This window comes from Flavobacterium endoglycinae (assembly GCF_017352115.1).
Taxonomy (GTDB): Bacteria; Bacteroidota; Bacteroidia; order Flavobacteriales; family Flavobacteriaceae; genus Flavobacterium; species Flavobacterium endoglycinae.
On the sequence record NZ_CP071448.1, the window covers coordinates 4,399,906 to 4,415,927 of the forward strand.

General features: G+C 35.1%; 14 protein-coding genes. 3 read left to right on the forward strand and 11 right to left on the reverse strand.

The genetic code is table 11. The annotated features are described in order from the left end of the window. Positions 1-72 precede the first annotated feature (72 nt). Positions 73-702 (forward strand): response regulator, encoded by a 630-nt coding sequence (locus J0383_RS19355; protein ID WP_207295603.1) that lies wholly within the window; start codon positions 73-75, stop codon positions 700-702. A 73-nt stretch (positions 703-775) separates the two neighbouring features. Here J0383_RS19355 and J0383_RS19360 read toward each other — a convergent pair whose 3' ends face one another. From J0383_RS19360 to J0383_RS19410, 11 genes are all read right to left on the reverse strand, one after another. Next, entirely contained in the window at positions 776-1,165 is a 390-nt protein-coding gene (locus J0383_RS19360; RefSeq protein WP_207295604.1) for a response regulator, read from the reverse strand. 33 nt (positions 1,166-1,198) lie between these two features. Continuing rightward, on the reverse strand, positions 1,199-1,621 hold the full coding sequence (locus J0383_RS19365) for a response regulator (RefSeq protein ID WP_207295605.1): 423 nt from the start codon (positions 1,619-1,621) through the stop codon (positions 1,199-1,201). Positions 1,622-1,624: 3 nt separating this feature from the next. After that, positions 1,625-4,942, reverse strand: coding sequence for a CheR family methyltransferase (locus tag J0383_RS19370; protein ID WP_207295606.1), 3,318 nt, complete (start codon positions 4,940-4,942; stop codon positions 1,625-1,627). Positions 4,943-5,279: 337 nt separating this feature from the next. Then, a complete protein-coding gene (locus J0383_RS19375) occupies positions 5,280-5,501 on the reverse strand; it encodes a hypothetical protein (RefSeq protein ID WP_207295607.1) in 222 nt (73 codons plus the stop codon). Positions 5,502-5,595: 94 nt separating this feature from the next. Beyond that, positions 5,596-6,135 (reverse strand): GNAT family N-acetyltransferase, encoded by a 540-nt coding sequence (locus J0383_RS19380; protein WP_207295608.1) that lies wholly within the window; start codon positions 6,133-6,135, stop codon positions 5,596-5,598. A gap of 198 nt (positions 6,136-6,333) precedes the next feature. Beyond that, positions 6,334-6,687 carry a nuclear transport factor 2 family protein gene (locus J0383_RS19385; RefSeq protein ID WP_207295609.1) on the reverse strand — a complete coding sequence of 118 codons (354 nt, stop codon included), beginning with the start codon at positions 6,685-6,687 and terminating at the stop codon, positions 6,334-6,336. A gap of 204 nt (positions 6,688-6,891) precedes the next feature. Further along, positions 6,892-7,278, reverse strand: coding sequence for a VOC family protein (locus tag J0383_RS19390; RefSeq protein ID WP_207295610.1), 387 nt, complete (start codon positions 7,276-7,278; stop codon positions 6,892-6,894). 638 nt (positions 7,279-7,916) lie between these two features. Then, positions 7,917-10,334 carry a T9SS type A sorting domain-containing protein gene (locus J0383_RS19395; RefSeq protein WP_207295611.1) on the reverse strand — a complete coding sequence of 806 codons (2,418 nt, stop codon included), beginning with the start codon at positions 10,332-10,334 and terminating at the stop codon, positions 7,917-7,919. 825 nt (positions 10,335-11,159) lie between these two features. Continuing rightward, complete coding sequence (locus J0383_RS19400) at positions 11,160-11,495, reverse strand: hypothetical protein (protein ID WP_207295612.1); 336 nt, start codon at positions 11,493-11,495, stop codon at positions 11,160-11,162. 190 nt (positions 11,496-11,685) lie between these two features. Further along, positions 11,686-12,279, reverse strand: a complete 594-nt coding sequence (locus J0383_RS19405) for an IS3 family transposase (RefSeq protein ID WP_207295613.1) — start codon at positions 12,277-12,279, stop codon at positions 11,686-11,688. A gap of 16 nt (positions 12,280-12,295) precedes the next feature. Next, positions 12,296-13,477, reverse strand: coding sequence for an IS3 family transposase (locus J0383_RS19410; protein WP_207295614.1), 1,182 nt, complete (start codon positions 13,475-13,477; stop codon positions 12,296-12,298). 1,146 nt (positions 13,478-14,623) lie between these two features. On the opposite strand from J0383_RS19410, the gene J0383_RS19415 reads away from it, so the two are divergent. Together J0383_RS19415 and J0383_RS19420 are read left to right on the forward strand one after the other, a co-directional pair. Then, on the forward strand, positions 14,624-15,121 hold the full coding sequence (locus tag J0383_RS19415; RefSeq protein ID WP_239023105.1) for a tyrosine-type recombinase/integrase: 498 nt from the start codon (positions 14,624-14,626) through the stop codon (positions 15,119-15,121). An 11-nt stretch (positions 15,122-15,132) separates the two neighbouring features. Beyond that, positions 15,133-16,008, forward strand: coding sequence for a tyrosine-type recombinase/integrase (locus J0383_RS19420; RefSeq protein ID WP_207295615.1), 876 nt, complete (start codon positions 15,133-15,135; stop codon positions 16,006-16,008). Positions 16,009-16,022: the final 14 nt, after the last annotated feature.

Genomic DNA, 16,022 nt, shown 5'->3' on the forward strand with positions numbered 1-16,022 from the left:
AGAATAGATTATTGATATTTTTTGTTTAATTTTTTTTGTAAAAAGTTAAACAATTTGTATTTTTACGAGTACATGAGATTAAGACAGCAGCAAACTAATGCTGGTCTGTTTTTATATAAAAGAATATCTGAACGTAAAATTCGGCAGCACTCTTGGCAGGTAAAATTGCTGATGATTTTGCTTATGAAGCATATTTTCAATTTGTTCCCGCCGCTCATAGAATTCGTAATGTATGCTGCTGTTTTTAAATTTTTAAAAATAGAAACAATGAAGGAGGAAGTTATCAGAAGTATTTGTCTTGTCGATGACGATGATGATGACAGAATGATTTTTGCAGAAGTTTTGTCTGAAATTTATCCTTCGATAGATTTACAACTAGTAGAGAGCGGTGCTGATTTGTCACAAAAGCTCTATGTCGAGAATAATTCGCCAGACATTATTTTTTTGAATGTAAATATGCCGATGAAAAATGGATTTGATTGTTTAAAGGAAATAAGGGAGCGACCTGATAATTTAAAATTTTTAAAAATTATTATGTTTTCTACCTCAAAAAATCCCGATACTATACAACTCTCCATGCAGTTAGGAGCGGATTTTTACGCTGTAAAACCTGTATCGGTAAATGATTTAAAAAATTTAATTACCAAAATTATAATGGACTGGGAAGTATTGCGGCATAATAAAGTTTTTTTACTGAATTGATGATACACGAGGACATTTTATCTTACTTTTAAAGTTAAGCTGTTTTTTTAAGGGAACAGGCATGAGACGGTTTTTACAGATCTAAAAATTTGATTACAGCTTTTTTGAGATCATCTTTAATCATAGACATTGAAAATTGTTTGGTGATAAACATAGCAGCATGGTGTTTTGAGGCAAAATCTTTATCGGATTGATTTGATGAAGTGGTGTAGATAATAACAGGTATATCTTTGAAATTTTCATCTAGTTTGATTTGTGTTAAAAAAGTTTTGCCATTAACTATAGGCATGTTTAAATCAAGAAATATCAAATCTGGAACAACTCTGCCGGATTGCAGCAGTTTAAAACCTTCCATGCCATTTTCTGCCTCGTAATAAGAAATTGATGGATAAAGTGAATGCAGACATTCTGCGAATATTTCGCGGTCATCTGCATCATCATCAATTAAAAATATACTTTTCATATTTATTTTTTGGGATCAATTCCACCTACAATATTATGCATTTGGATGCCTGCATAATTTCCAGTAAGCGCATATAGCCGCTATAGCATTTTTAGCTTCTGTAAAATCATTTTCTTTTTTAAAAAAGCCTTGAACAGTTAGTTCGGTGTAAGCTTCGACAACCTGCTCTTCCCTGATTGAGGTCGAGTAGAAGACAAAAGGAATGCTTTTTAATCTTAAATACGGATTATTATCAATTTCTCTTTTTATTTCCAGACCATTGAGTCCCGGCAGGTTAACATCACATAAAATTACAAATAGCGATTTAGAAGTTTTATTTAGATATTCTAAAGCTTCGGCAGCATTTTTTAAATACACTCTTTCGTTTTCAATTTCGAGTTCTTTAAAAATTTTCTCCATGAAATCACGATCATCATGATCGTCTTCAAGAAGAAGAATGGGACCTGATTTCGACATAATTTAGTTTGTTTTTGTATTCTGTGCAAAAATAGGAAAATATAAATAAAAGGTCGAACCTTTATCAGGTTCACCTTCGCAGGTTATGTAACCGGCGTGAAGTTCCATTATTTTTTTACAGAGTGCCAAACCAATTCCTGTTCCTTCATATTCTTCTTTGCTGTGGAGTCTGAAAAAAGGATCAAAGAGGCGCAGTTTTGCGGTCTGTGGAAATCCAATTCCATTATCCTGTACACTTATCTGTAAGTATGAGTTGCTGCTTCCCGGAGCAGAAATCTTCTCAGCATCATAATCTGACGCCGCAGAGATGGTTATGACTGGAACCTGGTCTTCTTTGCTATATTTTAATGAGTTCGAAATTAAATTAATAAAGACCTGTCGTATTAATGCTGGAATTATTTTTATAATTGGAAAATTTCCAAGATGGATTACAGCATTTTTTTTGGCGATCAAATCGTCGATTTCATCACATGCTTCTCCAATAACCTCAGCGAGATCTGTTTCTATAAAATCTTCCTCATTGACCTTACTCACTTTTGAATACATCAGCAGATCATCAATTAGCTGCTGCATTCTTCCAGCACTAACTAGAATACGTTTAATGTGCAGTAAGGTTTCTTCCGAAAGCACATTGTTGGGATTTTTTAAAATCATTCCCGTAAAAATGCTGATTTTGCGAAGAGGTTCCTGAAGATCATGACTGGCCACAGAAGTAAATGAAGCCAGCTGCTTGTTTTTGTCGGCTAGATCATAATTTGTGGAGGCCAAGATTTTATTGGTAGTGAGCAGATCAGTAATATCTTCAAAGGCCAGCAGGGCAAGGGGTTCTCCCAATTTTATATTACTAATAGGCCTTACATTCATTATCATTATTTTTTCTTCTCCGCTCGGCATTATGATCCTAACCTCAGTATTATCCATTTTACTGTTTTTAGAGACCGAAAGTTCAATTTGTTCGCGATGATCAGAAAGATTTCCTGTGCCGATAAGAGTATCAAAAATAATTTTTCCCTCCACCGATTCTTCAGTGGCCGAAAAATGGGTATAAAAGGAGGCATTTGCACTCTTAACCCGGAGTCCGCCGTCAATAATTACTAATGGTTCTCTAATATTTTCAATAATGGCTTCGGCATAAAGGCGCGAGAAAACTAGCTGCTGCTGTCTGTCAATTAGTTCCTCGTTCATAGCAAGAAGCTCTTCATTATTGGATTGAAGCTGTTCTGCCGAAGTTTCTAATTCTTCATTTAAAGTTTGAAGCTCTTCGCTAGTGCTCAAAAGTTCTTCATTAGCACTCTGGAGTTCTTCATTGGCGAGTTCCTGATCTTCTGTAACTTTTTTAATGTCCTCTCTAAGCTGCTCAATTTCTTTTTCAAGAGTCTTAATTCGTTTTTCTGCTCGACCTTTTACGCCTTCATAATCGGACTGTTCTCCAATGATCTTAGCACTTTTGCGGAAAACAATCAAATAATGTTTTTCTTCAGCGCCGTCATGCAGTGGAACTACTTCTATATCGGCCAGGTAATTACGTCCCTTTAACGGTATTGAAGCTTTTGTGGATTTCTGCTGCATTTTACGGGCTTCTAAAAGTGCCGAACGGACTTCAAAAGCAAGTCCCTCACGCACCATTTCGAGTATGTTGTAATTTGGTTTTCCCTGAGGAGAAAGCAAAAAAGGTCCTGTGTCGCCATGAAAGTGAATGATCTCCTTTTTCTCATTCACAATAACTCCTGCTGGAGTATAGTGATCAAATAAGAAATTTTGAGCTGCTTTTTGAAAATCCGGCTGTGAAAATTCTTTTTTTACTATTTTCGACTTTGCTGTAGAAACAATATCAAATCGTTCTCTGGAAATTGGAATTTTGGAATGAATGCCATTTAGCCGGTTGAAAATTTTGAGATTTTTAACCAGTGGCTCGAATAATCCGGGAGTATAGTTTGTTGATTCAGATTTGCCCAGTAAGAGCATTCCTTCTGGTACAAGTCCGTAGTGAAAAGTTTTAAAGGCTTTTTTCTGAAGATTCGAATCTAGATAAATAAGAACGTTTCGACAGGAAACTAAATCCAGCTTTGCAAAAGGCGGATCTTTGATAAAATTATGAGAGGCAAAGATGCAAAGGTCACGAATTTCCTTATTGATGTGATAAGAATTTTCAATTTTAGTAAAGTATCTCGAAATGCGCTGTTCAGATACCCTTCGGACATCACGTCGTGAGTAAACTCCTGCACGTGCTTTGGCGATAGAATTTTCAGATATATCTGACGCAAAAATCTGCACCTTTAAAGAAATCTGTTTTTCTGTAAGGAATTCGTGAAGTGACATAGCAATCGAATATGCTTCTTCTCCAGTAGAACAACCAGCAACCCAGATTCTTATAGGTTCCTGATTAGTTTTGCGATTTATTATTCTGGGATATACAATCTCAGGCAGCATTTTAAAAACTTGCGCATCTCTGAAAAAGTCAGTAACAGGAATAAGCAGATCGCGGAATAAGAGATCAAGCTCGTGAGGTGTATTTTTTAGAAAGACCAGATAATCCTTGGATGTTTTAATTTTGGCAATCACCATTCTGCGGGCAATTCTTCTTCGAATTGTAGGCTGCCTATAATTAGAAAAATCATTACCGCTTTTTTGATGCAGCAGATGAAGAATAGCTGTATAAGTTTCATTATCGCCCTGAAGTATGTGCATTCCTTTTTCATAGCTGAAGGAATAGTTGGCGTCATAGACTGATTCTAAAAGCTGCAGCTGGGCGGGAATGTCCTGAATGTTTAATACAAAATCAGCAGCTTCAGTAATTGAAGTGCTGTAGTTTCCGCTGTCTGCAGATATAATTTCAGATAAATGAACAAAGGCAGTACCGCCTTGTTCTCTAATATAACCTAGCCCTGTGAGTCCGTCTGTTATATTGTCAAAAATCAGAATTCCACGGGCAAACTCCTTACAAGCCAGTGCAAGTGAAACAAAAAAATGATCTACTTCAGATAATGAATCATTTCCTCTGCGGCGGGCCGCTAAGGTTAGTGTACCATTTTTATGTGACAGCGTTTGATCAGATTTCAAAAGGTATATTGTGTCAGCATCAAGATAACTACCAGGCTCCATGATTTTGGTTTGCAATGTGGTGGATTGGCCTAGCTTATTTATAAGTTCATTTCCAGATTGTTCATTTACAATATAAAGAATAAAAGACATGCCGCTTTTTTCAGGAAGATGCTTTAAGAGTGTCTCAACATCTGTAAGGCTATCAATTGAGGCAGCAACTCCTACAACGGGAAGGCTATGTTTTCGGATGTCGAAAATTTTTTCAGTGAAATTGTCCATATCTCAAAGATAATTATTGAACTTACAGTATCAAAGTAATATTATACTTATTTTATCATTGTAAAGCTGTAAGTCTTATTATTTTGATTTCTGTTGAATTGGATTATTAACACCGAAAAAATATTTTGCTGGGTTTTCATCTGAATGTTGGCATTATTCTAATAACTATAAAATTTATAGCCAAGCTGATCTATCCGATAATGCTCACCAAGTATTTTAAATAGGATCAACATGGAGTGCCGAACCAAGAAATGGATTTTCGTTCAAATCACTAAACAGAAATCATTTTAAAAAGCCTGCAGTTTATTTTTTGCAGGCTTCTATTTTTTAGCTTTAATTAATCCTTTTTTTTCAAAGTATATATTCCGCCTGCCAAAAGTAATACAGCCGCCCCAAGGTAAAGAAAACCCTGAATCTGACCGGATTCGTTTGAAGCATCAATTTTAAGACCTAAAAAGTTAATTTCTTTAGTGCTGTCAGCCACTCTATTTAATCCTACATAACCAGCGGCCAGGCTGAGTATTATAAGTACAATCCCTACTATTTTTGCTAAATTCATTATTTTTAAATTTAATGTTTCTTAAATTTAGGAAAAATAATTTAAGTTTGAAAACGGGTTAGTTGAAAATTTATAAAGAGATTTAGGTAAAAAATTAACTGGACTTTAAAATGTAAGTGGTCATATTTTTTACATTTTCGTGTTTATTGTTGTATGGTTTATCATCAAAAATAAAACCTATCTTTTTTAATAGAGAGACAGAGCCAACGTTATCTGCTGAAGGAAAAGCCGTTATGAGTTTTGCGTTCATTGTATTAAAAGTAAACTCTATGACAGTTTTTAATGCTTCAGACATATAACCCTGGGATTGAAATTCAGAAAGGAGTTCATAACCTATTTCTACAATTTCTTTTTCAGCATCAAAATTCCAAAGACACACTGAACCAAGAAATTTTTGATCCTTTATTGATGTTATTGCCCAGTATAAGCATTCTTTTTGATTTGCCAAATTTTCTATTTTATGGATATAAGCCTTTGCATTTTCCAAAGTTGAAAAATTAGCTCTTCCTACAAACCTATTTACTATAGGATCAGAATGCAGCTGATGAATAGCATGGCAATCTTCTTCCTGCAAACCTCTTAAAAGCAATCTGTCTGTTGTCAAAATAGGAATGCCTGTGAAGTTTAAATTCATGGTTTTGAATTAAATTGAGTAAAAATCTTAACTATTAAGTATTCGATACGGGTATTGTAAAGTTAATGTTTTTTAATTTTTGAGATGTGCTACGCTTTTTTAAAGGATTAAAAAATCACTAAAAACAAAAAGCCTGCGAATCATACGATTTGCAGGAATTAGATCTTTTTGTTATGAATTTGACAGTTGATATACAATCTAGTCTTTGTGTGGTATTACAAAAGCTGTAAGTTCCGCCATTAGGCCATCGCGGAATTTCCAGACATCGCAGTACTCAAAACTGTTTACTTTACCTTGATTATCTTTTAAGCTAATACTTCCAGTAGCGGTAACATAATCACCTTCAGAAATAAGTGTCACAATATCAAATTCAGGCGGGGTGATGTAAGTTTCCATCATGTATTTCCGAATCTTGTCTTTTCCTCTTATTGTCTGTTCTCCTACAAATGTCCAAGTGACATCATCAGTACAGTAATTCAGGAAACCCTCATTATTTCCCTTTATAACCTCTGCATTTGCTTTTAGCAATATTTCTTTATGTTTTTCTGACATCTCTTACTCCTTTTATTATTTTGTTTAATAAAAATAAGAAATAAATCTATGTTTTATGTGGGCAGATGTTCGAAAGAAAGAATAATTAAGAAATAGATCAATTTTAGCTTCGGTTGAAGAACGGCTATCCATTCTAATTATATTTCTTCAATGGGAACTTGATTTTTGGAGTTGTTGTATAAATGTCGAGAGTTAGGTTTTTATTCAAATTGGGTGACCAATCTCCCAAATATGTCCAAAGGGATCCTTCAGCTTTCCAATTTTCCAGTCTTCTTCAGTTGTTAGGGGGCATATTTCTTCAGCGCCCAGTTTTAAGGCATTTTCAAATAGCTCGTCTGCATTTGAAGTTTCTAAAATTATCCTAATCGGCGCATTGGATATCTGGCCAGCAGAAGCAGTGCCATCACACGGTTCTTCATCACTGAGATAAAACTCAGCATCTTCAATTGTTATTACTGACGATATTTTGTTGTCTGGAAGCGAAAATCTTTTTGATTCAACAGCTCCAAAAGCATTGGTGTAAAAATCAACAGCAATTACTGCGTCGCTTACCGTGAGAAAAGGCTTGATGGTGGTTTTGATTTTTATCATTTTAAGTAGAATTTGAACGATTCTCTATTATGTTAGGATAGTTTTTGAAATTTAGTGAAATTTAATTAATAAGGCGTATGTTTAGTTGGAAAATTAAAAAACTAATTGCAGTATATTGTCTTTTACTATTATTGGTAAAATACGACCCGAAATAGTATGCAAACGCAGAAATGATAGAATTAAAAGATCTGAAAACTGCAGTAAACAAAAAAACCTGCGAATCTTACGATTTGCAGGTTTTATCATGTTTTTATGGCTTTTTGAAAAGATTGAAAACTTTAAATTTTCAGGCTTTTTGGCCTTTCCGTGGGGAGAGCAGGATTCGAACTTTATCGCTGAAGTCCTGTCTATACTGGTTTTATAAATATCTTTAACCAAAGTGCACCGATTCTGCACCCAAATTCACTTTTACTATTTCAATATGAATCACACGCAAAAAATCGCATACTAACTAACTACAAGACAGTAGTATTATTCTTTTATTTTACAAATATATTATAAATTTTTAAATTGCATAGTTTCCGCGAATTTTAGCTTTTTTTTTAGAATTTGAAAGCTGCGTTTTAGGCCACCCACGGAGGCCACCATTCGAACCTTTATTTAGCAGCATTTTAACTTTATCAAATGTTTCTGTCACATTATTGACGTACTATTTTCGCATGTTGATAGGTTCCATAACTTTTTATTTTTGCGATGTATATCCCTGTTGCTAAAGAAGCAATATTTAAAGTAATTTCCTGTGTTTTATCTTTAGGATTAACTGTCATCAATACTCTCCCATTTAAGTCAAGAACTGTTATTTCATCTATAGGTTCGGTGTGACTGAAATGGATAGAACCATCAGATGGGATAGGGAATACATTTATGCCAGATTTTTGTTTAAAATCCTCAGTACCCAAAGTCTGACCACTAAACTGTACATTGCTTACCATTGTAAGATCCATTGGCGCATTATTATAGTAATTATTCATATACCTGCCACAATGTTCTAAAGTAACATCTAAAGTTGTACCAGCATATGCTGTTAAATCATAGTTTAATGTTGCATAAGCATCATTATAAGAAGTAGTTGGGTTTCGGCTGTAGCCTTGTTGGATTCCGTTTACCAATACTCTGAACCAAGAAGTATTTTTGCTATAGTAATATTTTTGCTTCATTGTAATTGCCAATTTCAAACTACTTACGTTTGTCGCATCAACTTTAAAAGAAATTCCTGATGTGAAAGCCTTGTTGTCATTCCATGCCTGCTGTTCTGTAGTAGCTGATCCACCAACCCAAGCTGAGCCATTTCCTTGTAGTTTTTGATAGAAGTTTAATGCATTCGAATACAAGAATTGTCTCGAAAAATCTTGTAATTCTGGAGCATAATTAGTTGTAGCGGTTGTGAAAAGCTGTTGATATGGTACTTTTACTGTAGTAGGATTAGTCGATTCTATTATTTTCTTCCATTCACAATAACTGTTTTTATACTTGTTTCTAATATATATATCATAGGATTTGGCAACTGTCAGTCCTGTAATGGTAAAAAACTTGTCTTTTGTGACCGTACCAGAGTTTGGAGCAGTCATATCGTGATCGACCCATGCCACTTCCCATTCGTCGGCAGCAGAAGTCCAATTGAGTGTTATGCTATTTTCTGTCCTTGCGACTATGATCTTTTGCGGAGGATTACAAACTGGCATTTCAATTAGTTTTACATTATCTACAAAGGCAGTATTATACGGAGAAGTTTCGGTGGTATATCTACCAAGATGTTCCATAATCAAATCAAATTTGGTTCCATTTGATTTAGATAAATCAATCGTTATGGTTTTAAATTCGTCGGAATTGTCGGTAGTTGATGTATAAACTCCAGGAATTAGAGCGTAATCTGAGTTCGTTTTTGTCGCGATTCTGAATTTGGAATCTTTTGTCTGCCTCAGATCAAATTGAAGTATCGGATTTCCAGTATAATTGGTTAAATCAATGGTAAAATAAGCTCTTGAAATGAACGACGGATTGTCATTCCAAGAATCTTTGGTAGTTGTTTTCCATTCCCCGGACTTTATCACATCATCTGCTCCTCTGAAAAGTATGCCATTTTCAGAATTTGAAGCCGCAATTGGTGAAATATAAACTCCGACATTTTTACTTGCCATCAGAAAATAGTCGAATGTATTATTACCATCAAAGGTAATGGTTGTAGGAACCTTAAGATTATATGGGCCAGTATTAAACTGCTGAGAGTAATAATTATTTGGTGTAATGTCACAATCCGTTTTGCGGTAGAAAGTATAGCTAGTGGCGGGTTGCAGATTTTCCAACAGCACATTTTTTCCATTAACAACTTTATAGGTAGTTGGCATAGGATCTCCCAACTTTTGAATCATATAGCGGAAAGCAGGCGATATAACTTTACTGGGCCAATTTGCCAATACAGATGTAGCAGTGACGATACTAAACGTACCATTATAGAATGGTTCGCATCGTTCCAAAGATCCTCCAAATTCGGTACACGCATAAGCGTTTTCATATATAGCTGTTCCACCAGACATTGTCATTCGGGTTCTTGTAGGTGGTTTGTTGTAGTTTTTAACCCCTTTGAAAGTTGTCAATTGACTGGCAGTTTTTCCAGGTTCTATTTCCTGTACATCGATCACTAGATTTTGTCGACCATCATAGTAAAAAGGTTTATCGAATGTTAAAATGACAGTATTTCCAGACCCGCTGATTCTACCATTAAAAACTTCGGTAAGTTCACTATCTGGGATATTGGGATCACCTTTAGCGAATTCTGTTTTATTGGTATAACCTATTGCTACACGCCATATAGTGGAGTTTTCAAAAGCAGAAGATGAAAATTCTAGAAAATATTTAAGTGAAGTGATAGTACCTCTAAAACGCATCTCATCAGGGTAATATATTGTTTGTGATCTTGAATATTCGGCCTGCACTGTGATAGGCTCGTAAACCATGTCAAATTTAGTTCCTACAGTTACATTCGACAGTTGTTCTGCTTGAGAAAAAGTATTTGTTGAAATCAATAAGCTTATTAGAAGATAAAATTTAGTTTTCATTGTCTTAATTTTTAAAGATGCACGAATTTACAAATTAAAGTAACTGCGAGGTAGTTTTCATTAAAATGAGTAATATTTTAAAATAAACATTGAATTTATGTGCTGACAAATATAACAAATGATTTTATGTAAGATATGGTAATGAATATGTATCAAATAGAAATAAACCAACAATTAGCCTTAGGAGAACAGCAAGTTAGTAAGTAGTTTTATATGAAGAAAAAAATCTATTCTTGAAATAATTTACACATTTTCAAATTTTAAATAGGGACGCTCTGCCATTCGAACCTAAGATAAATAGAGCCTGATTTTAATGATCTGAAGCACAAGAAAAGTTATGCGCCACGATTATGCCACGAACATATATGGTTAAAAACTTTATAAAAGTCGCCATAGCTTTTTTAGGCACTTTTAAAAGACTATTCCATTATTTTGTTAATGATTTAAAAACAGAAAAAAATTAGGAGATCAGAACTCCTGCATTTTTAAAATGGTATTAGTCCTTCGATTATATTTACTTTAAAACTTAGTGAGACTTAATCATTGGGTTAAAGATTTTGTTAATACTACTTATTTACAAGTAGCAGAATGATTAATAGGAAAGGATCATGCTGTTTTTAACAATAGAGGATTGATAATACTAAGCAAAACACTACAGAGAAATAAGGCTGCTTAACAGAAAATATTGGGTGAATTTTGATAAGTACAGCACCTCATAAATGGGGAAGAGTAAATTTTTGATATCAGTAAAATTACAATGAATTTGCTAGTTAATAACATACTTAATTATCTGCAATTCGCTGATGGATTAGGATTTGCTTCTTTTTATTTCTGCCCGGCCATATCTGATGTAAGTTTACTGATCTGCGCCTGTAATAAAACAAACTGGCCTTTCATAAATAATGAAGTGAGAGAGGAAATTTCATCCCAGCTGCGGGATATAACTTTTAATTCAAGATCTTGGTTTTCACCATAAATAAAAGATAATGTCTGATCTTTTTGAATTTTCAAAACATATTCTTCATCATGGCACCCGATCCAGAAAGCCGCCTGTTGATTATCACTTAGTTTAATTTCATCAAAAGATGCAATAACTTCAGGGACTGCCGCGAGATCTATTGAACCTCCCCAGTTTTTTTCAATCCAGAATTTTATTTCCATATCTAATAACAGTAATTCCCGGCCTTTATACTGCACTGTTTCTGCAGGCAGATTTTTATAAAATAATATTTAAGAAAGATAGTAATTTTTATTGATATGATAATAAAAAGCGGATTACAATTTCTATAAATCTCTTAATTACATAAGCTGGAAAATGTGCATTAGTTAGCGGAGATGAGATTAAGGATAATTATTTTTTTACCCTGGCTGAGAACCCAAGTTTCTCCATATATTTTCTTACTCCGCTGCCTGTGATCTGATATCCTAAATTCTGCATTTCAGCAGCAATCCGTTTACTTCCGTAACGCTGTTTAGAAGCAAAAAATATTGATGTGATTTCTTGTTCAAGCAAAATTTGTCTTTTCTGCGTGTCATTAAGAATGTGGTTTTTCCATCTGCTGTAGGTTACAGTCCCGGCTTGTAAAACGCTGCACATTAATTTGACAGAGAAGCTTTTTTCATTGCTGTAAATGAATTGAAAGAGAGATTCTCTGCCTTTATTTAGGTATGGCCCGGCTTTTTTTAAAATCTCGAATTTTAAATCAGTTTTATTTATTTTTTGCCGCAGCCGGCGTATTCTTAAATCAGTGGATCTTAAATTTAGATAAAAATCACTGGAATAATTTTTACTGCCTGATTTTTCAAAATGCTGTCTCCATCTTGTCAGGGCTCCTGAGAATAAACCGAATTCGTTTTCTAACGTCGTAATACAGTTTCTTTCGTAGCTGGTAATTACTAACTTTTCTTTGAATACGCATTCATATTTTTTTCTTTTTCCTGTCATGTCTAAATAATATCGTCTAAGTACGATCCCTCTGGGAGCAGGCAGTTTGTTCATTAAACTGTTCTATAGTTTTATATTGTAATGACGAATGAATTCTTTTTTGGTTGTACCAGTTTTCAATAAATTCAAATATTTCATTTTTCATTTTCTTTACTGTTATGAGTTCTTTTTCTTGGTACACCAGCTCTCTTTTTAATGAGCTGAAAAAACTTTCGCAGGCAGCATTGTCAAAATGGTCTCCCGTACGGCTCATACTCTGGATGCATTTATGGGAATCCAGTTTTTCAGCGAAGCATTTATTTGCATACTGGACCCCTCTGTCAGAGTGAAATATTAACCCCTCAGGTATAGGGCGGTTATTTACGGCCATTTCCCAGGCTGGGATTATGGTCTTCTGCGCAGAGAGCCTTCTACCGAGGTTCCAGCCTATTATTTTGCGGTCATAAAGGTCCATAATAACGGTAAGATAGATAAAACCTCTTTTGGTCTGGAGGTAGGTAATGTCGGAAACCCATATCTCTGCGTGTCCCTTTGCGTTGAATTTACGGTTCAGAAAGTTTGGAGCAGTATATTGGTTATGATTGGAATCTGTAGTAACTCTAAATTTTCTTTTCTTCTTACGTTTGAGTCCCAGCTGTTTCATATAAAAAGAAACCTGCCTTCGGACAATCTCGTATCCGCCCCGGTTAAGCTCTTCTGCAATTTTAGCTGCTCCTTGATTCTTTTTAAAAGCATAAAATATAGCTGCCAGTTCTTTTTTTAATGAAAGCAGGTACAGCTGTTTTTCTGATATTTCATTTTTTTCCCATCTATGGTAGCTGCTGTAGGGAATATCCAGCGTCCGGCACATCAGCAGAATTGAATACTTTTTTCTGTTTCTTTTTAAGAACTGGTAAATTTTCAATCTTCCCTGGTTAAGACATGGAGAAGCAGTCTTTAAAATTTCAAATAAGAGTTCTGATTCTTTACATTTTTTTTCAAGTTCAACGATTTTCTTCTTCTCAGGATTTACTCTTTCATATCCAGATCCGGGAAAACGCCCTTCCCCAAATTTCTGGTATTCCTGCCTCCATCTGGTCAGAAGGCAGGGCAGTATGCCAAGTTCTGCCGCGTATTGCTTCAGGCTGCTTTTTTCATAACTCAGCGTAACGGCATTGTCTTTAAAGGTGCGGTCGAATTTTTTGTACTTCGCTTTCATTTTTCTGCATTTTCATAATTAGGAGATACTACCATTGTCGTTGTTTGTAAATAATAACTCTATTAAGTCCAAATTCAATGTGTTATGATATTTTTTTGAAAGGTAAAAGGTGTAAAATGGAAGTATTTATCTTCCTTAATTCACGCTAGCTTTATCTGGCAAAAATTGCAGCAGCTCCAAACTTGTTATGTGCATAATTTTACGTCTTGTTTGTCACATCAAGGAAAAAATACTCCAGAAACATAGAATTAGAGATAGGATCAATAATATTCTCGACGTTCTTTCTAAGTACTCTGCTTTGCGGCACTGCAAAAAGAGAAAAGAAGCCAGCGCCGATAAAACTATATCCATTACAGTAAGAAGGTAGGGATCTTGAAGGTAATTTGGAAAAGCAGTGAGATAAGCAGTTTTAGACTGCTCAAATGTCGTATATTGACTGCATAACAGAAACCACCAAGCTCTATTTGCTAATACGGCTGCAAGTATTACAATCCCAATAAAAAAAAATAACAGCTGTGTTTTTTACTTTCATGATAGTGTATATTATAGGTTTGAAACCAATGGTTTATGATAAGCTGAAAAATAGTATCGAAGTAAAGTTACATAAAAATCTTGCTTACATTTCTTTTGCTGAGTTTACTTTGTTAAAAAGGAGATGTATCATGATTCTGCTATAAAACTTAATTTGACGAAGAATAAGTATATTGGATAACAAAAAATGCATTTTTTTACATACTTCCGTTACCTTATGTTGTTTGTACCAACACCTTTACTCCATTAGGATGACGATGAAAGCCGGCCAAATAATAGGTGTTACTAAAATAAACGAGAGCTAATTAAGCAAGATTGAAGTTTTTTAAAATATAGAAATATAGCACTTTTTTTGTTGGATTTCTCGTGGAAATCAATTGAAGATTAGTTTTAAGCCAGGCAGGCGACTTACAGACAATTTATTGGAATGTAAAGAAAGACTAATTTAGATTAATAAATTGTTTAGTAAGTATCTTGTACTGTTACAATGAGTTTGGTTTAAAATAGTGTAGGGCATCCTATTACATCCCATCCATCACAGGCGGAACGCAGAAGCCCAGAAACATTCTCACGATTGAAGAAATCAGACTGGTTTACGAACATGCTGAGAATGAAATGGAAAAAGCCCTGCTTTCGATTGCCTACGGATGCGGACTGAGAAGGTCAGAGATTGCGAGCCTTGATCTAAAAAATGTCAACCTCGTTAAAGGAATGCTGGTTGTCAGACAGGGAAAAGGAAACAAGAGGCGTGAAGTTCCAATGAGTGATACTGTTCTGCAGTACCTGACAAAATATGTCAGGGATGAAAGGCCTGAAAGGCTGACAGGGAGAAACCAGAATGAGGAAGCATTTTTCATCAACAGCAGAGGCAGAAGATCGACAGGAGAAAACCTCAATGAGATTTTAAATAAGATGATTGAGCAGACGGGAAAATTTGAGCTTGTCCAGAAAGAAATCACGCTTCACTGCCTTCGCCACAGCATTGCCTATCATCTGGCAGAGAATAACGCGGGAATCGATTTTATACGCAGTTTTCTGGGGCATACGCAGATCAATACCACCTATATCTATGCGGTGCAGAACAAGAAACGCAAACCAGTTGTAAACTTCTAAAAACGTAACTAATGGAAAACAAGAAACCTGATTTGGAAAATTACCTGCAAGGAATTGTAGCGGAAAAGACAGCGGAGAGCTATCTCTATACAATCAATCATTTTTTAAAGACCAATACAAAGGCAAAAAGATACCAGTACAAAGATATAGTCAAACACATGGATAAAGTAAGCCAGAAGCAGTCCAACGTGCAGTACCGAATCAGGATACTCTCAGCCATTAAAAAATATTACGATTATCTGGTAATGTACGGCTATCGAAATGACCATCCATGCAGAAAGCTTAATATTAAAATCAAGGGCAACCAGACCATTCAGGTGCAGGATCTGTTCAACAGTACGGAACTGCAGCTTTTAATGGAACGGGAGAACCGCTACAAACATCTTGACGTGAGAAACAATGTTCTGATTTCCCTTTTGATCTATCAGGGGCTGGCAAGTGATGAAATAGCAAGGCTGGCTCTAAACGATGTTGATCTGGATAACGGCACAGTTTACATTAAAGGCTCTGCCAATCTTAATAAAAGAACGCTGGAGCTTGTGCCTAAACAGATGATACTGTTTCATAATTACATAAATGAAACGCGACCTGCCTTACTGCGCGGGAGCAGTGATAAATTCATATTGACAAAGCTTGGACAGCCTATTGTAGTGAACAGCATACATGCCATGATTGAGCCGTTAAGAGGATTATTCCCTGACAGAAAACTAAACCCGCAGACAATCAGAATGAGCGTAATCTGCAATTGGCTTAACGAGAAAAACATTCCATTGGAAAGAGTTCAGGAACTGGCAGGGCATAAGTGGCCAGGGACAACTGAGAAATATATCAAAGTGAATAGCACACATCAGAGAGAGCTGATTAATCGATATTTTCCAAGTATTTAGTAAAAGAAAAAGTT